This window comes from Phycicoccus sp. Soil802 (genome assembly GCF_001429605.1).
Classification (GTDB): domain Bacteria; phylum Actinomycetota; class Actinomycetes; order Actinomycetales; family Dermatophilaceae; genus Pedococcus.
Genome location: NZ_LMSS01000007.1, coordinates 193,700 through 214,997, shown reverse-complemented (window position 1 = coordinate 214,997; position 21,298 = coordinate 193,700). Strand labels below are relative to the sequence as shown.

General features: G+C 67.7%; 14 protein-coding genes. All 14 read left to right on the top strand.

Annotation, left to right across the window (positions count from 1 at the left end):
• Positions 1-3 precede the first annotated feature (3 nt).
• The 14 genes from ASG91_RS17965 to tuf all read left to right on the top strand — a co-directional run bounded on the left by ASG91_RS17965 (position 4) and on the right by tuf (position 21,159).
• Positions 4-1,314 (top strand): MCE family protein, encoded by a 1,311-nt coding sequence (locus ASG91_RS17965; protein ID WP_056924014.1) that lies wholly within the window; start codon positions 4-6, stop codon positions 1,312-1,314.
• Positions 1,311-2,360: an MCE family protein gene (locus ASG91_RS17960; RefSeq protein ID WP_056924013.1), complete on the top strand. Its 1,050-nt coding sequence runs from the start codon at positions 1,311-1,313 to the stop codon at positions 2,358-2,360. Before ASG91_RS17965 ends, ASG91_RS17960 begins: the two co-directional genes overlap by 4 nt.
• Positions 2,357-3,328 (top strand): MCE family protein, encoded by a 972-nt coding sequence (locus ASG91_RS17955; protein WP_056924012.1) that lies wholly within the window; start codon positions 2,357-2,359, stop codon positions 3,326-3,328. The genes ASG91_RS17960 and ASG91_RS17955 overlap by 4 nt, the downstream gene beginning before the upstream one ends.
• A complete protein-coding gene (locus ASG91_RS17950; protein WP_082592726.1) occupies positions 3,328-4,605 on the top strand; it encodes an MCE family protein in 1,278 nt (425 codons plus the stop codon). Before ASG91_RS17955 ends, ASG91_RS17950 begins: the two co-directional genes overlap by 1 nt.
• Positions 4,602-5,897: an MCE family protein gene (locus tag ASG91_RS17945; protein ID WP_235545762.1), complete on the top strand. Its 1,296-nt coding sequence runs from the start codon at positions 4,602-4,604 to the stop codon at positions 5,895-5,897. Before ASG91_RS17950 ends, ASG91_RS17945 begins: the two co-directional genes overlap by 4 nt.
• Positions 5,894-7,165 carry an MlaD family protein gene (locus ASG91_RS17940; protein ID WP_056924011.1) on the top strand — a complete coding sequence of 424 codons (1,272 nt, stop codon included), beginning with the start codon at positions 5,894-5,896 and terminating at the stop codon, positions 7,163-7,165. Before ASG91_RS17945 ends, ASG91_RS17940 begins: the two co-directional genes overlap by 4 nt.
• Positions 7,162-7,716 carry a hypothetical protein gene (locus ASG91_RS17935; RefSeq protein WP_056924010.1) on the top strand — a complete coding sequence of 185 codons (555 nt, stop codon included), beginning with the start codon at positions 7,162-7,164 and terminating at the stop codon, positions 7,714-7,716. Before ASG91_RS17940 ends, ASG91_RS17935 begins: the two co-directional genes overlap by 4 nt.
• Positions 7,700-8,380 (top strand): hypothetical protein, encoded by a 681-nt coding sequence (locus ASG91_RS17930; RefSeq protein WP_157582193.1) that lies wholly within the window; start codon positions 7,700-7,702, stop codon positions 8,378-8,380. Before ASG91_RS17935 ends, ASG91_RS17930 begins: the two co-directional genes overlap by 17 nt.
• Positions 8,381-8,767: 387 nt before the next feature.
• Positions 8,768-12,244 carry a DNA-directed RNA polymerase subunit beta gene (gene rpoB, locus ASG91_RS17925; RefSeq protein ID WP_056924008.1) on the top strand — a complete coding sequence of 1,159 codons (3,477 nt, stop codon included), beginning with the start codon at positions 8,768-8,770 and terminating at the stop codon, positions 12,242-12,244.
• A 99-nt stretch (positions 12,245-12,343) separates the two neighbouring features.
• Positions 12,344-16,222 carry a DNA-directed RNA polymerase subunit beta' gene (locus ASG91_RS17920; protein ID WP_056924007.1) on the top strand — a complete coding sequence of 1,293 codons (3,879 nt, stop codon included), beginning with the start codon at positions 12,344-12,346 and terminating at the stop codon, positions 16,220-16,222.
• Between the two features lie 541 nt (positions 16,223-16,763).
• Entirely contained in the window at positions 16,764-17,138 is a 375-nt protein-coding gene (gene rpsL, locus ASG91_RS17915) for a 30S ribosomal protein S12 (RefSeq protein ID WP_056883290.1), read from the top strand.
• Positions 17,138-17,608, top strand: coding sequence for a 30S ribosomal protein S7 (gene rpsG, locus ASG91_RS17910; protein ID WP_056915473.1), 471 nt, complete (start codon positions 17,138-17,140; stop codon positions 17,606-17,608). The genes rpsL and rpsG overlap by 1 nt, the downstream gene beginning before the upstream one ends.
• Before the next feature lie 120 nt (positions 17,609-17,728).
• A complete protein-coding gene (gene fusA, locus ASG91_RS17905; RefSeq protein WP_056924006.1) occupies positions 17,729-19,846 on the top strand; it encodes an elongation factor G in 2,118 nt (705 codons plus the stop codon).
• Positions 19,847-19,962: 116 nt separating this feature from the next.
• Complete coding sequence (gene tuf / locus ASG91_RS17900; protein ID WP_056924005.1) at positions 19,963-21,159, top strand: elongation factor Tu; 1,197 nt, start codon at positions 19,963-19,965, stop codon at positions 21,157-21,159.
• Positions 21,160-21,298 lie beyond the last annotated feature (139 nt).

Below are 21,298 nucleotides of genomic sequence, written 5' to 3'. Positions count from 1 at the left end.
ACCATGGCTGACTCATCCACCGGAGCACTCTCACGCCTGGGCAACCGTGCCTACGGGGTCGGGTTCATCCTCGTCGTCGGGCTGCTGGTCGGCCTGTCGGTGGCGTCGTTCCAGAAGCGGTTCACCCCCGTCGTCATGGTCAACCTGCTGACCGACCGCATCGGGTCACAGCTGCAGACCTCCTCCGACGTGAAGATCCGCGGCCTGATCGTGGGAGAGGTCCGCTCGATCGAGACCACTGGCAACGGCGCACGGCTGGAGCTGGCCCTGAAGCCGGAGATGGTCGACCTGATCCCGGCCAACGTGTCGGCGCGGTTGCTGCCCAAGACGCTGTTCGGTGAGCGGTTCGTCGACCTCGTGGCCCCGGCCGAGGCGAGTGGCCGCCACATCGCCAAGGGCGACACGATCGGGCAGGACCGGACCTCGGTGGCGATCGAGCTGGAGCGGGTGTTCGAGGACCTCCTGCCGCTGCTGCGCACCGTCCAGCCGGAGAAGCTGTCCGCCACGCTGAACGCCCTGGCCACCGCGCTGGAGGGCAGGGGCACCCGGCTGGGCCAGAACCTCGTCCTCGTCGACTCCTACTTCAAGCAGATCAACCCCAAGCTGCCGGTCATCAAGGCGGACATCAGTGGTCTCGCCGACCTCGCGAGCACGTATGCCGTGGCGGCACCGGATCTCGTGCGCGCGGCCAAGGCGCTGATCACCACCTCGACGACGATCGTGGAGAAGAAGGACGCCCTGTCGGGCTTCCTCGCGGGGACCGCGGGCTTCGCCAACACCACCGCCGACTTCCTCGACGCGAACGGCCAGCGGATCATCCGCGTCGGCGCCGTGCAGCGCCCCACCGTCGAGGTGTTCGCGAAGTACTCACCGCAGTACCCGTGCATCGCGACCGCCATGACCAACTGGATCCCGCGGATCGACGAGGCCTGGCGCGACAAGACCTTCCACATCACCCTCGAGGTCACCCAGCAGCGCCAGGGCTACCACCCGGGTGAGGAGCCGCGCTGGGGCGAGCGCCGCGCCCCCAGCTGCCAGGGACTGCCGGGTCGCTTCGGCACCCAGGCGCACCCGTGGCGGGGCAACCACTTCGACGACGGCACCAACCACTCGAGCTCGGCCGGCAGTGCCCTGCCGTCGATGTTCTCGGGCACCTCGGGTCAGGCCATCGTCGGCGCCGACTCCGGCCTGGCCGGCACGGAGGCCGAGCAGGACGTCGTGGCGGCGCTGCTCTCCCCGGACGGGAAGCGCTCGGCCATCACCACGCTCCTGGCCGGCCCCATGCTGCGCGGAACGGTGGTGAACCAACGATGAGCACCCGATCCAGCCTCGTGAAGTTCATCGTCTTCGTCGTGGCGACCCTCCTCGCCACGGGCACCCTGGCGGCCACCATCGCCAACACCCAGTTCGGCGACAAGGCTACCTACCGCGCCGTCTTCGAGGACGTCACCGGTCTCGCCCCCGGACAGGAGGTCCGGATCGCAGGTGTGCGGGTCGGTGAGGTGAAGTCGATCGCGGTGGCCTCCGACCGGGTGCACGCCACGGTCGACTTCAACGTGCTGAAGACCAGCGTCCTCACCCAGGGCACCAAGGCCACGATCAAGTACCGGAACCTCGTGGGGGAGCGCTACATCGCCCTCACCCAGGACGTCGGTGGCGCGACCCCGCTCAAGGACGGTGCCACCCTCGGGCTCGACCACACCCAGTCGGCCCTCGACCTGACGGTGCTGTTCAACGGGTTCAAGCCGCTCTTCGCGGCGCTCTCGCCCAAGGACGTGAACGAGCTGTCGACCAACATCATCAGCGTCCTGCAGGGGGAGGGCGGCAACATCAACTCGCTGCTGTCCAAGACCGCGTCGCTGACCTCGACCCTGGCCGACCGCGACGAGGTCATCGGTCGCACGATCGCCAACCTCAACACCGTGCTCGGCACCGTGGACGCCCACGACGCCGCCCTCAAGGAGCTGATCGACCAGCTCCAGCGGTTCATCTCGGGGCTGGCGGCCGACCGGACGACGATCGGTGCCTCCCTGACCAACATCAACTCGCTGACCGCCGAGACCGCTGACCTGCTCAAGGTCACCCGGCCCTCGATCAAGGCGGACATCGCGCACCTCCACGACCTCAGCGCCAACCTGAACAAGCCGTCGAACACCGCGACCTTCGAGAAGTTCCTGTCGAACTCGCCGGGCAAGATCAACACGATCACCCGGACCGCCACCTACGGCTCGTGGTTCAACTTCTACCTCTGCGACTTCAGCGGCACCATCGTCGTCCCGTCGCCGGTGCAGGGTGCGCCGGCCGTGAAGATCCCGGTCGACAAGCCCGCGGGCCTGTCCGGAGCGAGGTGCTCGTCATGAGCATCCCCTTCCGCGAGCGCAACCCGGTCCCGATCGGGGCCGCCGGCCTGCTGGCCATCGGTCTGGTGCTCTTCCTCGCCTTCAACATCCAGAGCATCCCGTTCGTGGGCGGCGGCGACCACTACCGCGCGGCCTTCAGCGAGGCCGGTGGCCTGATCAAGGGTGACGACGTCCGGATCGCCGGGGTCAAGGTCGGCAAGGTCGAGAAGGTCGACCTCGCCGGCGACCACGTCCTGGTCGACTTCAGGGTCACCGAGCCCGTGGCGTTCGGCACCCGCACCGGCGCCAGCGTGCGGATGAAGACCCTGCTGGGTGCGAAGTACCTGGCGCTCGAGCCGGGCGGCGCCGGGCAGCTCAAGGAGGACAGCGAGATCCCCCTCGAGCGCACCGTCTCGTCCTACGACATCGTCAACGCCTTCACCGACCTTGCGACCACCTCCGAGCGGATCGACACCGACCAGCTCGCGAAGTCGCTGACCGTCCTCGCCACCGAGTTCAAGGACAGCCCGCCCGACGTGAAGGCCGCGCTCGACGGACTGAGCCGGCTCTCGAACACGATCGCCTCCCGGGACGACGAGCTGCGCCACCTGCTGGCGTCGGCCAACAGCGTCAGCGGCACGATCGCGCAGCGCAACCAGGCGGTCGAGTCGATCATCAAGAACGCGGACCTGCTGATGGTCGAGCTGAACGCCCGTCGCGACGCCATCCACACGTTGTTCACGAACACCTCGGCGATGGCCCAGCAGATCACCGGCCTGGTGCGCGACAACCGCACCGAGCTCAAGCCGGCGCTCGACCAGCTCACCAAGGTCCTCGCCGTGCTCCAGAAGCACGACCAGGACCTCAGCGCCACGATCGCCGCGATGGGGCCGTTCACCCGGCTGTTCTCCAACGTGCTGGGCAACGGCCGCTGGTTCGACACCTACATCGCGAACCTCACCACCCCCGTCTCCCCGGGAGGCAACTGATGAAGCGCTCCGACCGTCGGTCCGCCGGGGAAGGCCGTTCCGTCCTGCCCGCGCTGCCCCGGCTCGGGCTCATCCCCAGGATCGTCGGCGCGCTCGTGGTGGTCGCCCTCGTCGCCGGCGCCTACGCCTTCTGGCCGCGCCAGGACAAGGTCCACGTCACCGGTGAGTTCACCCGCGCCGTCGGCCTCTTCCCGGGCTCCGACGTCCGCATCCTCGGCGTCGCCGTGGGCAAGGTCACCGAGGTGACGCCGATGGGTGACAAGGTCGAGGTGAAGTTCGAGTTCGACCGCAAGTACAAGGTGCCCGCGGACGCCAAGGCCGCCGTCGTGGCCCCCTCGTTGGTGAGCGACCGCTACGTCCAGCTGCTCCCGGCCTACACGGCCGGTCCGGTGCTGCGGGACAACGCCCAGATCGGCCTGGACCGCACCGCGGTCCCGGTGGAGCTGGACCGCATCTCCTCGAGCCTCGACGACCTGCTGGTCGCGCTCGGCCCGACCGGCGCCAACAAGAACGGTGCCTTCGCCGACGTGCTCGACACCGGTGCCAAGAACCTCGGCGGCCAGGGCCAGAAGCTGCACGACACCAACCGCGACCTGTCCAAGGCGCTGGAGACCCTCTCCGGTGGCCGCAACGACCTGTTCGGCACGGTGAAGAACCTGCAGGCCTTCACGACGATGCTGGCCACCAACGACGACCAGGTGCGCCGACTCAACAGCGACCTCGCCAACGTCTCCGAGCAGCTCGACGGCGAGCGCGACGACCTCGCGGCCGCCTTGAAGAACCTCGCGGTCGCACTGAGCGAGGTCAGCTCGTTCGTGCACGACAACCGCGCCGGCCTGACGACCAACCTCAAGCAGCTCGCCTCGGTCACCGGCACGATCGCCGAGCAGCGCGACGCACTCGCCGAGACGCTGACCAACGCCCCCGTGGCCATCAGCAACCTGCAGAACGCCTACAACCCCGACACCGGCACCCTCGACACCCGTGCCAACGTCAACGAGAACCTCAAGCTCCAGAACCTGCTCTGCAGCTTCATCACCGAGGGCGGTCAGCCAGCGTCCCTGTGCACGACGGTCAACGGGGCGCTCAAGCCGATCGAGGACCTGCTCGACCAGGCCGACAAGCTCGGCGTGAAGCTGCCGCTCGACCTGCTGTCGGCGCTGCCGCAGTCCCAGACCACCGGCGCCGCTGGACCGACCACGGACGCCGGGGCCGACACGGTGCAGATGCGCGGCGCCGACCCCACCCTCGGCGGCCTGCTGGAGGGATCCCGATGAACAACCTGATGAACAGCCCGATGAACAGCCCGATGAACCACGGACCAGAGACCACCGGTATGCCGCGGGCCCGGCGCCTGCTCTCCGGCGTCGTCGTCGTCGCCACCCTCCTCGGGGTCTCGGGGTGCCAGGGCGCGTTCGACCTCCCGCTTCCCGGCGGGGCCGCGAACCGCGGCGACATCTTCCGCGTCACCGCGGAGTTCGCCGACGTGCTCGACCTCGTGCCCCAGTCGTCGGTCAAGGTCGACCAGGTCACCGTCGGCTCGGTCGAGAAGATCGAGCTGAACGGCTGGACGGCCCGGGTGACGCTGCGACTGCCCAAGAACATCGACCTGCCGGACAACGCGGTCGCGGAGCTCAAGCAGACCTCGCTGCTCGGCGAGAAGTACGTCCAGCTCTCGGCGCCCTCCTCGGCGGCGCCCGAGGGCCACCTCGGCGACGGCGACAACATCCCCCTCGCGCGGACCGGTCGCAACCCCGAGGTCGAGGAGGTCCTGAGCGCCCTGTCGCTGCTGCTCAACGGTGGTGGCGTGGCCCAGCTCAAGGTGATCGAGAGCGAGCTCAACAACGCCATGCGGGGCAACCAGGCCCAGATCAAGGACGTCATCAAGCAGCTCGACATCTTCGTCGGGGGGCTGGACGACCAGAAGGCCGAGATCGTCCGCGCCATCGACAACATCGACAAGCTCGCCGGCAAGCTGGCCGCCCAGAAGGACGACATCGCGGCCGCGCTCGAGGCACTGCCGGGCGGCCTGAAGGTCCTGGCCGACCAGCGCACCCAGCTCGTCCAGATGCTCCAGGCGCTCAGCCGGCTCGGCGCCATCGGCACCCAGGTCATCCAGCAGAGCAAGGCCGACACCGCGGCGAACCTCAAGGCCCTCGCCCCGATCCTGGCCCAGTTGACCAAGGCCGGCGACGACCTGCCGAAGTCGCTGCAGCTGCTGCTGACCTACCCGTTCTCCGATGCGACGACCGGCGCGATGAAGGGCGACTTCACCAACATGTCGGTCGACATGGACCTGAACCTGAAGAACCTTGCCGGCAACCTCGGCGTCCCGACCACGCCGCCCGGTGGCGGCGGCCTGCCGACCGGCACCCCCACCCTGCCCCTGCCCACCCTGCCGCCGGTGCCGAGCGTGACCATCCCCCCGGTGCTGCCGGGCGGGCCCACACCCACGAGCACCAGCTGCCCGCCGATCGTCGGCTGCCCGCTGGGCGCCCCGGCCCAGCAGTCCGGGTCCTCGGGCGACGACCAGTCGTGGCGCTCGCTCTACGACGGGGGTGCGGCATGATCCGCCGGTCCGTCAAGGTGCAGCTGGCCGCGTTCCTGCTGATCACCCTGTTCACGGTCTCGCTGCTGTCCGCACGCTACGTCGGCCTCTACGACCGGGTCGCCGGTGGGCAGATCCACGTGACGGCTGACTTCGAGCAGTCCGGCGGCATCTTCGTCGGGTCCGAGGTCTCCTACCGCGGGGTCACCGTGGGACGGGTCGACGACCTGCGGCTGTCGAAGGACGGGGTCATCGTCGATGCGAAGATCCAGCGCGGGGTGAAGATCCCGAAGGACACCAAGGTCGTCGTCGAGAACCGGTCCGCCGTGGGGGAGCAGTACCTCGACTTCCAGCCGCGCAGCGACACGGGGCCCGACCTCGCCGACGGCGACGCGATCCCGCGCAAGGACACGGCATACCCGTTGCGGGTGGACACGCTCCTCCTGGACCTGGACCAGACGGTGAACTCGGTGGACAAGCAGGACCTGTCCACCGTGGTCGACGAGCTGGGCAAGGGCTTCGCCGATGGTGGGGAGGACCTCCAGCGCCTGATCGACAGCGGCGACGCCCTGACCAAGTCGGCCACCGAGGCGCTCCCCGAGACGATCAAGCTGATCGACGACGGCCGGATCGTGCTCGACACCCAGCGCGACACCGCCGGCGACGTCAAGGTGTTCGCGAGCAACTTCGCCGACCTGTCCGAGACCCTCAAGTCCTCTGACGGCGACCTGAGGCTGATCCTCGACCGCGGCGCGGTGGCCTCCAAGGAGCTCGACACCCTGGTCAGGGACAACCGGGGCAACCTCGCGGCCCTGCTCGCCAACCTGATCACCATCGGCCAGGTGACCACCTCGCGGGTCGACGGGATCCAGCAGCTGCTGGTCACCTACCCCGACGTCGTGGCCGGTGGCTACACGGTGGTGCCGGGCGACGGTTCGGCCCACTTCGGGCTGGCCCTCGCGCACGACCCGCCGGTCTGCACCCAGGGCTACCAGGGCACCAAGCGGCGCAGCCCGAGCGTCACCACCGACGCCAAGGCGAACACCGCCGCCCGGTGCACCGCGGCCCGCGGGTCGGGCACCAGCGTGCGCGGCGCGCAGAACGCCCCCGGCCCGTCGTCGAGCACGAACTCGACGGTTCCCTTCGCTTTCGGCGACCAACCCGTATCCCCGGGCCTGGCTGCCTCGTTGGGCATGGCAACACCACAGGTGTCGGTGCCCCTGCCTCCGTCCGGAGGTGAGAGCAGCGAGTCCTCGTGGTTGTGGATCATGAAGGAGGCTGCTCGATGAGCACCATCACCACCGTCGCCGACCCGATGCCGGCGCGCCTGACCCCCGGCGACCGCGCCCGGGCGCTGCGCCTCACCCCCCGCATGCTGTGGGTCGTGGTGGCCGTGGCGCTCGTGGCGAGCCTCGCGCTCGGGGCGACCCGCGGTCGCGACTGGTATGCCGCGCGGCAGACCGAGGCGGCCAACGCCGCCGCCGTGGCCGCCGCGAAGCAGCTGGCCATCAACTTCGTCACGGTCGACTACACCAAGGTCGACGCCGACGTGGCACGGGTCAAGGCGGGGGCGACGGGGGAGTTCCTCAAGAGCTACTCGACCTCGGCGGCCGACCTGAGCAAGGTCCTGGTCGCCAACAAGACCGTGTCGTCCGTCGCGCGCACCGAGGCCGCCCTGGTCTCCGGTGACCAGGACTCGGCGGTCGCGCTCGTCGGGGTCGTCGCGCCGACCAGGAACACCGCCGTCCCCAACGGCGAGACCAAGACCTACCGGATGCGGCTCGACCTGCGGATGGTTGGCGACGAGTGGAAGGTGGAGAACCTTGAGTTCGTCGGTTGAGACCAGGCCCAGGACCCGTCCCAAGGTGGCGGGGGAGCGGTCCCGCGTCCGGGCCCCGCAGCAAGCCCCGCTGCGCGCCCCTGAACCCGTCGCCGTCACGGCCACCGAGCGGACCCGGCCACGACTGCCCAAGCTGCCCACGCGGCGCACCCAGGGGGCGAGGCGGGCGGCCACCGAGCCGGCCCACGACCGCCGTCGCTGGCTGGCACCGGTCGTCGCGCTCGTCGCGGTGCTGGCGCTGCTCGGCACGGTCGCCGGCATCAGCCTGCACGACCCCGCCGCCCAGGCCCGCACCGACCGGGCCGCGGCCAGCCAGGCCCGCACCTCGATCGAGCAGATGCTCAGCTACAACTACAAGACCATCGACGCCCAGGCGGCCCAGATCGAGGGCCTCCTGACCGGGTCGTTCAAGGGCGAGTTCAGCGCCGCCATGGCCAAGGACATCAAGCCGCTCGCGGTCAAGAACCAGACCGTCGTGCAGGCCAAGGTCTCCGACATCGGCGTGATGAGCTCCTCCGACACCACGGTCAAGGTGCTCGCCTTCGTCAACCAGGCCCGCGTCGGCACCGACCAGAAGCAGCCTGTCATCGACCAGAACCGCGTCATCGCGACGATGTCGAAGGTCGGCGACCGCTGGCTGATCAGCAAGGTCGAGGCCTTCTAGAGCCCCTCTGACCTGCGGCGATGCACCCCACTCGGGTGCATCGCCGTCGTCCGTTCGGCGACGCGCGCGGAGATTGTCTTGACGTGGGGGGTTTGGCGCGTCATCCTCATCTGCGTCGGATCAGCCCGCGGCTTGTGGCCCGGGCCTGACCCCCGTCGACAGTTCGTGGCGCGAGCCCGCTGGACACGGTTGGACGAGGCTGCCCTCTTTCGTGTATGGTAACCCTTTGCGCTGCCCTCTTCCTGACCTCACCTCAGACCTCAGCCCTTCGTCGTGCCCTGCGGCACGGATTCGTGGCCCAGTCTCCTGCGTGGTCCGGCTGGCGGCTGGCGCTGCACCGGTTTCGAACCATCAGTTTTAAGACAAGGCCCGTGGAAGGACCCCTCCTTGGCTGCCTCGCGCAACGCGACTCAGACTGTGTCCACCGCACGGACGGCTTCCGGCCGTCTGTCGTTCGCGAAGATCCGCGAACCCCTCGAGGTCCCCGACCTCCTGGCGCTGCAAACGGAAAGCTTCGACTGGCTGCTCGGTAACGAGCGCTGGCAGGCCCGTGTCGCAGAGGCCAAGGCCGCTGGCCGTGGGGATGTGCCGGATCGCTCCGGCCTCGAGGAGATCTTCGAGGAAATCTCTCCCATCGAGGACTTCAGCGGCTCCATGTCGCTGTCGTTCCGCGACCACCGCTTCGAGGAGGTCAAGTACTCCATCGAGGACTGCAAGGAGCGCGACCAGACCTACTCGGCGCCCCTGTTCGTCACCGCGGAGTTCATGAACACCACGACTGGCGAGATCAAGAGCCAGACGGTCTTCATGGGCGACTTCCCGCTCATGACCGAGCGCGGCACCTTCGTGATCAACGGCACCGAGCGTGTCGTCGTCTCGCAGCTGGTCCGCAGCCCGGGCGTCTACTTCGAGCGCACGCCCGACAAGACGTCCGACAAGGACATCTACACCGCCAAGGTCATCCCGAGCCGCGGTGCCTGGCTGGAGTTCGAGATCGACAAGCGCGACATGGTCGGCGTCCGCGTCGACCGCAAGCGCAAGCAGTCGGTCACGGTGCTCCTCAAGGCCCTCGGCATGTCCGAGGCCGACATCCTCGAGGAGTTCGGCGACTTCGAGTCGATGCGCCTCACCCTGGAGAAGGACCACACGGCCGGCCAGGACGACGCGCTGCTCGACATCTACCGCAAGCTGCGCCCGGGCGAACCGCCGACCCGTGAGGCCGCCCAGACCCTCCTGGACAACCTCTACTTCAACCCGAAGCGCTACGACCTGGCCAAGGTCGGTCGCTACAAGATCGACCGCAAGCTGGGCGTCGCCGCCGAGCTCAGCGCCTCGGTGCTGTCCGTGGACGACATCGTCGCCACGATCAAGTACATCGTCGCGCTGCACGCCGGGGAGTCCACCCTCGCCGGCAAGAACGGCGACGAGGTGCCGGTCGAGGTCGACGACATCGACCACTTCGGCAACCGTCGCCTGCGCAACGTGGGTGAGCTGATCCAGAACCAGGTCCGCACCGGCCTGTCCCGCATGGAGCGCGTCGTCCGCGAGCGCATGACCACGCAGGACGTCGAGGCGATCACGCCGCAGACCCTGATCAACATCCGCCCCGTGGTGGCCTCGATCAAGGAGTTCTTCGGCACCTCCCAGCTGTCGCAGTTCATGGACCAGAACAACCCGCTCGCGGGCCTGACGCACAAGCGGCGTCTGTCGGCCCTCGGCCCGGGTGGTCTGTCCCGTGACCGCGCCGGCATGGAGGTCCGTGACGTCCACCCGTCGCACTACGGCCGGATGTGCCCGATCGAGACCCCTGAAGGCCCGAACATCGGCCTGATCGGCTCGCTCGCGTCCTACGGGCGGATCAACGCCTTCGGCTTCATCGAGACGCCGTACCGCAAGGTCGTCAAGGGCAAGGTCACCGACAAGGTCGACTACCTGTCCGCCGACGAGGAGGACCGGCACGTCATCGCGCAGGCCAACGCCGTCATCAACAACGAGGGCCTGTTCACCGAGGACCGCGTGCTCGTCCGCACCAAGGGCGGCGAGATCGACTACATCCCCGGCGCCGACGTCGACTACATGGACGTCTCGCCGCGCCAGATGGTGTCGGCCGCGACCGCGCTGATCCCGTTCCTCGAGCACGACGACGCCAACCGCGCCCTGATGGGCTCGAACATGCAGCGCCAGGCGGTGCCGCTGGTCAAGTCCGAGGCTCCGCTGGTCGGCACCGGCATGGAGTACCGCGCCGCCCTCGACTCGGGCGACGTCGTCCGGGCCGAGACCGCTGGTGTGGTCACCGAGGTGTCCGCCGACCTCGTCACCGTCGCCGGTGACGACGGCTCGACGCGCACCTACCGGATCGCCAAGTTCGCGCGCTCCAACCAGGGCACGTCCTACAACCAGGTCGTCGTCGTCAACGAGGGCGACCGGGTCGAGGCCGGCGGCGTCATCGCCGACGGTCCCGCGACCGACGGTGGCGAGATGGCCCTGGGCCGCAACCTGCTCGTGGCGTTCATGCCGTGGGAGGGCCACAACTACGAGGACGCGATCATCCTCAGCCAGCGTCTGGTGCAGGACGACGTCCTCTCCTCGATCCACATCGAGGAGCACGAGGTCGACGCCCGCGACACCAAGCTCGGGCCGGAGGAGATCACCCGGGACATCCCGAACGTCTCCGAGGAGGTCCTGGCCGACCTCGACGAGCGCGGCATCATCCGCATCGGTGCCGAGGTCCGCGACGGCGACCTGCTCGTCGGCAAGGTCACGCCCAAGGGTGAGACCGAGCTGACCCCGGAGGAGCGCCTGCTGCGCGCCATCTTCGGTGAGAAGGCCCGCGAGGTCCGCGACACGTCGCTCAAGGTGCCCCACGGCGAGACCGGCACGGTCATCGGCGTCAAGGTGTTCGACAAGGACGAGGGCGACGACCTGCCCCCGGGCGTCAACCAGCTCGTCCGCGTCTACGTCGCCAACAAGCGCAAGATCACCGACGGTGACAAGCTCGCCGGCCGGCACGGCAACAAGGGCGTCATCTCGAAGATCCTGCCCGTCGAGGACATGCCGTTCCTCGAGGACGGCACCCCGGTGGATGTCGTGCTCAACCCGCTCGGTGTCCCCGGTCGTATGAACGTCGGCCAGATCCTCGAGCTGCACCTCGGCTGGGCCGCCTCGCGTGGTTGGGACATCGCGGGCAACCCGGACTGGGCCAAGCTCATCCCCGAGGACGCCCGCTCGGCCCCGGCCGGCACGCGAGTCGCCTCGCCGGTGTTCGACGGTGTGCGCGAGGACGAGATCGTGGGTCTGCTCGACTCCACGACCAAGACCCGCGACGACGTCCGGCTCATCGACGGCTCCGGCAAGTCCCGGCTCTTCGACGGTCGCTCCGGCGAGCCGTTCCCCGAGCCGGTGTCCGTGGGCTACATGTACATCCTCAAGCTGCACCACCTCGTGGACGACAAGATCCACGCCCGCAGCACCGGCCCCTACAGCATGATCACCCAGCAGCCGCTGGGTGGTAAGGCTCAGTTCGGTGGCCAGCGCTTCGGTGAGATGGAGGTGTGGGCACTGGAGGCCTACGGCGCCGCGTACGCGCTGCAGGAGCTGCTCACGATCAAGTCCGACGACGTCCAGGGCCGCGTGAAGGTCTACGAGGCGATCGTCAAGGGCGACAACATCCCGGAGCCCGGCATCCCCGAGTCCTTCAAGGTGCTCATCAAGGAGATGCAGTCGCTGTGCCTGAACGTCGAGGTGCTCAACAGCGAGGGCACCTCCATCGAGCTGAAGGAGTCCGACGAGGACGTCTTCCGCGCGGCGGAGGAGCTCGGCATCGACCTGTCCCGGCGCGAGCCCAGTTCGGTCGAAGAGGTCTGACGGTGTGCCGCGTGGTCACCGCCACGGTGACCACGCGGCACACCTCCCCTCATGACCAACCCCTTAGTTTCAAGCAAGAGACACGGAAGAAGGAACCACGTGCTCGACGTCAACTTCTTTGACGAACTGCGCATCGGCCTGGCCACGGCGGAAGACATCCGCCAGTGGAGCCACGGCGAGGTGAAGAAGCCCGAGACGATCAACTACCGCACGCTCAAGCCCGAGAAGGAGGGCCTGTTCTGCGAGCGCATCTTCGGCCCCACCCGGGACTGGGAGTGCAACTGCGGCAAGTACAAGCGGGTCCGCTTCAAGGGCATCATCTGTGAGCGCTGTGGCGTCGAGGTCACCCGCGCCAAGGTGCGTCGTGAGCGGATGGGCCACATCGAGCTCGCCGCCCCCGTCACCCACATCTGGTACTTCAAGGGCGTCCCGTCGCGCCTGGGCTACCTGCTCGACCTCGCCCCCAAGGACCTCGAGAAGGTCATCTACTTCGCGGCCTACATGATCACGTCGGTCGACGAGGAGCAGCGTCACAAGGACCTGCCCTCGCTCGAGGCGCAGATCGAGGTGGAGAAGAAGGAGTACGAGAACAAGCGTGACTCCGAGGTCGACACCCGGGCCAAGCGGCTCGAGTCCGACATCGCCGAGCTCGAGGCCGAGGGTGCCAAGGCCGACGCCCGGCGCAAGGTCCGTGAGTCCGCCGAGCGCGAGATGAACCAGATCCGCAAGCGCGCCGACATGCAGATCGAGCGCATCGAGCAGGTCTGGGACCGGTTCAAGAACCTCAAGGTCCAGGACCTCGAGGGCGACGAGATCCTCTACCGCGAGATGCGTGACCGCTTCGGTCTGTACTTCGAGGGTGGCATGGGCGCCGCGGCGATCCAGAAGCGCCTCGAGGACTTCGACCTGGTGGCCGAGGCCGAGCTGCTGCGCGAGATCATCGCCACCGGCAAGGGCCAGAAGAAGACCCGTGCCCTCAAGCGGCTCAAGGTCGTGACCGCCTTCCAGGCGACGACCAACAAGCCGTCCGGCATGGTCCTCGACGCCGTCCCGGTCATCCCGCCGGACCTGCGCCCGATGGTGCAGCTCGACGGTGGCCGGTTCGCGACCTCGGACCTCAACGACCTCTACCGTCGTGTGATCAACCGCAACAACCGACTCAAGCGACTGCTCGACCTCGGTGCGCCGGAGATCATCGTCAACAACGAGAAGCGGATGCTCCAGGAGGCTGTCGACAGCCTCTTCGACAACGGCCGTCGCGGTCGCCCGGTCACGGGCCCCGGCAACCGTCCGCTCAAGTCGCTGTCCGACATGCTCAAGGGCAAGCAGGGCCGGTTCCGCCAGAACCTGCTCGGCAAGCGCGTCGACTACTCCGGCCGTTCGGTCATCGTCGTCGGCCCGCAGCTCAAGCTGCACCAGTGCGGTCTGCCCAAGCAGATGGCGCTCGAGCTCTTCAAGCCGTTCGTGATGAAGCGCCTGGTCGACCTCGACCACGCGCAGAACATCAAGTCGGCCAAGCGCATGGTGGAGCGAGCCCGCCCGGTCGTGTGGGACGTCCTCGAAGAGGTCATCACCGAGCACCCCGTGCTGCTCAACCGCGCACCCACCCTGCACCGCCTCGGCATCCAGGCCTTCGAGCCGCAGCTGGTCGAGGGCAAGGCCATCCAGATCCACCCGCTCGTCTGCTCGGCCTTCAACGCCGACTTCGACGGTGACCAGATGGCCGTGCACGTGCCGCTGAGCACGGAGGCGCAGGCCGAGGCCCGCATCCTCATGCTCTCGAGCAACAACATCCTCAAGCCGGCCGACGGTCGTCCGGTGACCATGCCCACCCAGGACATGATCATCGGGCTCTACCACCTCACCTCCGAGGTGGAGAACGGCAAGGGCTCCGGCCGCGCGTTCTCGTCGGTCTCCGAGGCCCGGATGGCGTTCGACGCCGGCGAGCTGGAGCTCGGCAGCAAGGTCAAGATCCGTCTGCTCGACGTCGTGCCGATCCCCGGCACGGAGCTGGGCGAGGGTGTCGAGACGAACGAGCAGGGCCAGGTGGCCTCGCTCATCGTCGAGACCAGCCTCGGTCGGGCGCTGTTCAACCAGACCCTGCCGGTGGACTACCCGTTCGTGGACGCGGTCGTCGACAAGAAGCGCCTCTCGACCATCGTGAACGACCTGGCCGAGCGCTACAGCAAGGTCCAGGTGGCTGCGTCCCTCGACGCGCTCAAGGAGTACGGCTTCCACTGGGCGACCCGCTCGGGCACCACGGTCGCCATCTCCGACGTCGTGACCCCGCCGCGCAAGCTCGAGATCCTCGAGGGCTACGAGACCAAGGCCACCAAGGTCCAGGTCCAGTACGAGCGCGGTCTGATCACCGACGACGAGCGTCGCCAGGAGCTCATCGAGATCTGGACCCAGGCCACCAACGAGGTCGCCAAGGAGATGGAGGCCAACCTCCCGAAGACCAACACCATCTACAAGATGGTGTCCTCGGGTGCGCGTGGTAACTGGATGCAGCTGCGGCAGATCGCCGGTATGCGTGGTCTGGTGTCCAACCCGAAGGGCGACATCATCCCGCGACCGATCCGCGCGAACTTCCGCGAGGGCCTGTCCGTGCTCGAGTTCTTCATCTCGACGCACGGTTCGCGTAAGGGTCTTGCCGACACCGCGCTGCGTACCGCCGACTCGGGTTACCTGACCCGTCGTCTGGTGGACGTCTCGCAGGACGTCATCATCCGCGAGGACGACTGTGGCACCGAGCGTGGCCTGACCATGCCGATCGCGCAGAAGAACGCGGCCGGCGCCCTGGTCGAGCACGACGACGTGGAGACCTCGGTCTACGCGCGCACGCTCGCCGCCGACGTCGAGAAGGACGGCTCCGTCCTCGCCGAGGCCGGTATCGACCTCGGTGACGTGGTCATCGACGCCCTCGTCGCCGCTGGCGTCGAGGAGGTCAAGGTCCGCTCGGTCCTCACCTGCGAGTCGCACGTCGGCACCTGTGCCCTCTGCTACGGCCGGTCGCTCGCGACCGGCAAGCTGGTCGACATCGGCGAGGCCGTCGGCATCATCGCGGCCCAGTCGATCGGTGAGCCCGGCACCCAGCTGACGATGCGTACCTTCCACACCGGTGGTGTGGCTGGTGACGACATCACGCAGGGTCTGCCCCGTGTCGTCGAGCTGTTCGAGGCGCGCACCCCCAAGGGTGTCGCCCCGATCGCCGAGGCGTCCGGTCGGGTGGCCATCGAGGACACCGACAAGACCCGTCGCATCATGCTCACCCCGGACGACGGCTCCGAGGAGCACGCCTACCCGGTGAGCAAGCGCGCGCGTCTGCTGATCGCCGACGGCGACCACGTCGAGGTCGGGCACCGGATGACGCAGGGTTCGATCGACCCCAAGCAGGTCCTTCGCATCCTCGGCCCGCGTGCGGTGCAGATGCACCTCGTCGACGAGGTGCAGCACGTCTACCGCCAGCAGGGTGTGTCGATCCACGACAAGCACATCGAGGTCATCGTCCGCCAGATGCTGCGCCGGATCACGATCATCGAGTCCGCCGACGCCGACCTGCTCCCGGGTGAGCTGGCCGAGCGTGGTCGGTTCGAGACCGAGAACCGTCGCGTCGTCGCCGAAGGTGGCCGCCCGGCCTCGGGTCGCCCCGAGCTGATGGGTATCACCAAGGCGTCGCTGGCCACGGACTCCTGGCTCTCGGCCGCCTCCTTCCAGGAGACGACCCGCGTGCTGACCGAGGCCGCGATGAACGCCAAGTCGGACCCGCTGCTGGGTCTGAAGGAGAACGTCATCCTCGGAAAGCTGATCCCGGCCGGCACGGGTCTCCCGCGCTACCGGAACGTCAAGGTCGAGGCCACCGAGGAGGCCAAGGCCGCGATGTACTCGATGCCCAGCTACGAGTACGACTACCCGGTGTTCGGCCCCGGCTCCGGCGAGGCCATCCGCCTCGACGACGCCGAGCTCGGCCTGGACTGAGCGACCGGCACCACCCGCTGAGGGCGGGTATGCCGCGTGGTCACCACGCGGCATACCCGCCCTCCGCTCGTGTGTCCCCCTCGACTTCTGGCCACTGATGCCGCACCGGACCCCGCTGGGGTGGCACCCGTGCCACACCCGTGGCCAGAAGTGCGGGGGAGGGTGGCCCGGCATACGGGAACGACCTGCGGCGTTGTACCGTCCGGTGCCGCGTGGGGCCGGGGGTAACCGATTTGGTCGGGTACCACGCAGGCGGTATCTTTGAACACTGTGTCTGAGGTCTGCCTCAGTCATGCGCTGGAGTCGGAGCCGACCACATCACGACCAACACCGTGAGCATGTCGGCCGCTGGACCAGCACCCCTCTCGCCGGGCACTCCGCAACCGAACCGCCATGGTTCGTGCGTGGAGGGTGCAGGGGAGAGCGCCGAGCACGACACACCCGAGTGCGGGGGTCGGGCAAGGCACCACACCAAGGAGTGCCAGCAGGACCGCAGCCGCGGCCCGGCGGCACAGAACATCAACTACGTACGGAGAACAGGTTGCCTACGATCAACCAGCTTGTGCGCAAGGGGCGTCAGGACAAGGTCACCAAGACCAAGACTCCTGCCCTCAAGGGCTCGCCCCAGCGCCGTGGCGTGTGCACGCGTGTGTACACCACCACCCCGAAGAAGCCGAACTCTGCCCTGCGCAAGGTCGCCCGTGTGCGCCTCACCAGCGGCATCGAGGTCACGGCCTACATCCCGGGCGTCGGCCACAACCTGCAGGAGCACTCGATCGTGCTCGTGCGTGGCGGTCGAGTGAAGGACCTCCCGGGTGTCCGTTACAAGATCGTCCGCGGCTCGCTCGACACCCAGGGTGTCAAGAACCGCAAGCAGGCCCGCTCCCGTTACGGCGCGAAGATGGAGAAGAAGTAATGCCTCGCAAGGGACCCGCGCCCAAGCGCCCCCTCGTCGTCGACCCGGTCCACAACTCCCCGTTGGTGACCCAGCTGGTCAACAAGATCCTCCTCGATGGCAAGAAGTCCATCGCCGAGACGATCGTCTACGGCGCCCTCGAGGGCGTCAAGGAGAAGACCGGCTCCGACCCCGTCGTGACCCTCAAGCGCGCCCTGGACAACATCCGTCCGACGCTCGAGGTCAAGTCGCGTCGGGTCGGTGGCGCCACCTACCAGGTGCCGATCGAGGTCAAGCCCAACCGCGCGACCACGCTGGCCCTGCGCTGGATGGTCGGCTACTCGCGGCAGCGCCGTGAGAAGACCATGACCGAGCGGCTCATGAACGAGATCCTCGACGCGTCCAACGGCCTCGGCGCCGCAGTGAAGCGTCGCGAGGACACCCACAAGATGGCCGAGTCCAACAAGGCCTTCGCGCACTACCGCTGGTAACAGCGACCGGTATGCCGCGTGCCACCGCGCGCACGCGGCATACCGGAGGTGCGTGGTCGAGGCCCCGCCCCCCACGCACCACCACGAACTTTTTCTAACGAGCGAGATGAGACGATCACATTGGCACTCGACGTCCTGACGGACCTGACCAAGGTCCGCAACATCGGGATCATGGCGCACATCGACGCCGGCAAGACGACGACGACTGAGCGCATCCTCTTCTACACCGGGGTCAACCACAAGATCGGTGAGACCCACGACGGTGCGTCGACCACCGACTGGATGGAGCAGGAGAAGGAGCGCGGCATCACGATCACGTCTGCCGCCGTGACCTCCTTCTGGGAGGGCACCCAGATCAACATCATCGACACCCCCGGTCACGTGGACTTCACGGTCGAGGTGGAGCGCTCGCTGCGCGTCCTCGACGGTGCCGTCGCCGTGTTCGACGGCAAGGAGGGCGTCGAGCCCCAGTCCGAGACCGTGTGGCGTCAGGCCGACAAGTACGACGTCCCCCGCATCGCGTTCGTCAACAAGATGGACAAGCTCGGCGCGGACTTCTACTTCACGGTCCAGACCATCAAGGACCGCCTCGGCGCGGAGCCCCTCGTGCTCCAGCTGCCGATCGGCTCCGAGAGCGAGTTCGTCGGCGTCGTCGACCTCATCTACCGTCGTGCCCTCGTGTGGCCCGGTGACGCCAAGGGTGACGTCACCATGGGTGCCAAGTACGAGATCCAGGAGATCCCGGCCGACATGCTCGAGAAGGTGGAGGAGTACCGCCACGCCCTCGTCGAGCGCGTCGCCGAGTCCGACGACGTCCTCATGGAGAAGTACCTCGGTGGCGAGGACCTCACCCCGGAGGAGATCAAGGGCGCGATCCGCAAGCTCACGGTCACCTCCGAGCTCTACCCGATCCTGTGTGGCTCCGCGTTCAAGAACCGCGGTGTGCAGCCGATGCTCGACGCCGTCGTCGACTACCTGCCGTCGCCGCTCGACGTCCCCCCGATGGTCGGCCACAAGCCGAACCACGAGGAGGTCGAGATGACGCGCAAGCCCGACACCAGCGAGCCGTTCTCGGCGCTGGCCTTCAAGGTCGCGACGCACCCGTTCTTCGGCACGCTGACCTTCATCCGGGTCTACTCCGGCCAGATCTCCTCCGGCTCCGCGGTCGTCAACACGACCAAGGGCCGCAAGGAGCGCATCGGCAAGCTCTTCCAGATGCACGCCAACAAGGAGAACCCCGTGGACGAGGCCCTCGCGGGTCACATCTACGCGGCGATCGGCCTGAAGGACACCACGACCGGTGACACCCTGAGCGACCCGAACGAGCAGATCGTGCTCGAGTCGATGACGTTCCCGGACCCGGTCATCCAGGTGGCCATCGAGCCGAAGACCAAGGGTGACCAGGAGAAGCTCTCCACGGCCATCCAGAAGCTCTCCGCCGAGGACCCGACCTTCCAGGTCCACCACGACGAGGAGACCGGCCAGACGATCATCGCCGGCATGGGCGAGCTCCACCTCGACATCCTCGTGGACCGCATGAAGCGCGAGTTCAAGGTCGAGGCCAACGTCGGCAAGCCGCAGGTGGCCTACCGCGAGACGATCCGTCGCACGGTGGAGAAGTTCGACTACACCCACAAGAAGCAGACGGGTGGCTCCGGCCAGTTCGCCAAGATCCAGATCAGCATCGAGCCCCTCGACACCACCGAGTCGGGCGAGCTGTACGAGTTCGAGAACAAGGTCACCGGTGGCCGTGTCCCGCGCGAGTACATCCCGTCGGTCGACGCCGGTATCCAGGACGCCATGCAGTACGGCGTGCTCGCGGGCTACCCGCTGGTCGGCATCAAGGCGACGCTGCTCGATGGCGCCTACCACGACGTCGACTCCTCCGAGATGGCGTTCAAGATCGCCGGCTCGATGGCGCTCAAGGAGGCCGTCCGCAAGGCCGACCCCGTGCTCCTCGAGCCGATGATGGCCGTCGAGGTGCGCACGCCCGAGGACTACATGGGCGACGTCATCGGTGACATCAACTCCCGCCGTGGCCAGATCCAGGCCATGGAGGACATCAGTGGTGCCAAGGTCGTTCGCGGCCTGGTCCCCCTCTCGGAGATGTTCGGCTATGTCGGCGACCTGCGGTCCAAGACCCAGGGTCGGGCGAACTACTCGATGGAGTTTGACTCCTACGCCGAGGTCCCCAAGGCTGTTGCCGAGGAGATCATCAAGAAGACCCGTGGTGAGTGACCGGTAGCATTACCGGTCGCACCACGGACTGCAGAGCTCCACAACCCCCAATCCGCGCCACGTCCCGCCTGGGAACACGGCGTTCAACCAAAGAAGAGTCCTGAGGAGGACATCAAGTGGCGAAGGCAAAGTTCGAGCGGACTAAGCCGCACGTCAACATCGGCACCATTGGTCACATCGACCACGGTAAGACGACGCTGACGGCTGCGATTTCCAAGGTCCTGCACGACAAGTACCCGGACCTGAACCCGCAGTTCGCGTTCGACGACATCGACAAGGCACCCGAAGAGAAGCAGCGCGGTATCACGATCTCGATCGCGCACATCGAGTACCAGACGGAGAGCCGTCACTACGCCCACGTCGACTGCCCCGGACACGCTGACTACGTGAAGAACATGATCACGGGTGCGGCGCAGATGGACGGTGCGATCCTCGTTGTCGCGGCCACCGACGGTCCGATGCCGCAGACGAAGGAGCACGTCCTCCTGGCCCGCCAGGTCGGCGTCCCCTACATCGTCGTGGCGCTCAACAAGGCCGACATGGTCGACGACGAGGAGATCCTCGAGCTCGTCGAGATGGAGGTCCGTGAGCTGCTGTCCGACTACGAGTTCCCGGGCGACGACCTGCCGGTCGTCAAGGTCTCGGCGCTGAAGGCGCTCGAGGGCGACGCCGAGTGGGGCAAGTCGGTCCTGGAGCTGATGGACGCTGTCGACAGCGCCATCCCGGAGCCGGAGCGCGAGGTCGACAAGCCGTTCCTCATGCCCGTCGAGGACGTCTTCACGATCACCGGTCGTGGCACCGTCGTCACCGGTCGTATCGAGCGCGGCATCCTCAACGTCAACGAGGAGATCGAGATCGTCGGCATCCACGAGGGTCCGCCCGCCAAGACCACCGTCACCGGCATCGAGATGTTCCGCAAGCTGCTCGACGAGGGTCGTGCGGGCGAGAACGTCGGCCTGCTGCTGCGTGGCACCAAGCGCGAGGACGTCGAGCGCGGGCAGGTCATCTGCAAGCCGGGCTCGATCACCCCGCACACGGACTTCGAGGCGAACGTCTACATCCTCTCGAAGGACGAGGGCGGCCGTCACACGCCGTTCTACGACAACTACCGCCCGCAGTTCTACTTCCGTACCACCGACGTGACCGGCGTCGTGCACCTCCCCGAGGGCACCGAGATGGTCATGCCCGGTGACAACACGGAGATGAACGTCGAGCTCATCCAGCCGATCGCCATGGAGGAGGGCCTGCGCTTCGCCATCCGCGAGGGCGGCCGTACCGTCGGCGCCGGCCGCGTCACCAAGATCACCAAGTAGTCACAGGAACACCGCGGTCCAGCACCACAGTGGTCTGACGCACCCAGCTCCACCGACAGGGCCCCGCAGCTACGGCTGCGGGGCCTTGTTGCTTTTGCCCGGTATGCCGGGTGTGCCCGTTCCCGGGTACGGCTCGTGG

Excerpts from the sequence above, each read along its gene's own strand:
- ASG91_RS17965 (WP_056924014.1), top strand. The coding sequence starts at position 4 with ATGGCTGACTCATCCACCGGAGCACTCTCACGCCTGGGCAACCGTGCC.
- ASG91_RS17960 (WP_056924013.1), top strand. The coding sequence starts at position 1,311 with ATGAGCACCCGATCCAGCCTCGTGAAGTTCATCGTCTTCGTCGTGGCG.
- ASG91_RS17955 (WP_056924012.1), top strand. The coding sequence starts at position 2,357 with ATGAGCATCCCCTTCCGCGAGCGCAACCCGGTCCCGATCGGGGCCGCC.
- ASG91_RS17950 (WP_082592726.1), top strand. The coding sequence starts at position 3,328 with ATGAAGCGCTCCGACCGTCGGTCCGCCGGGGAAGGCCGTTCCGTCCTG.
- ASG91_RS17945 (WP_235545762.1), top strand. The coding sequence starts at position 4,602 with ATGAACAACCTGATGAACAGCCCGATGAACAGCCCGATGAACCACGGA.
- ASG91_RS17940 (WP_056924011.1), top strand. The coding sequence starts at position 5,894 with ATGATCCGCCGGTCCGTCAAGGTGCAGCTGGCCGCGTTCCTGCTGATC.
- ASG91_RS17935 (WP_056924010.1), top strand. The coding sequence starts at position 7,162 with ATGAGCACCATCACCACCGTCGCCGACCCGATGCCGGCGCGCCTGACC.
- rpsG (WP_056915473.1), top strand. The coding sequence starts at position 17,138 with ATGCCTCGCAAGGGACCCGCGCCCAAGCGCCCCCTCGTCGTCGACCCG.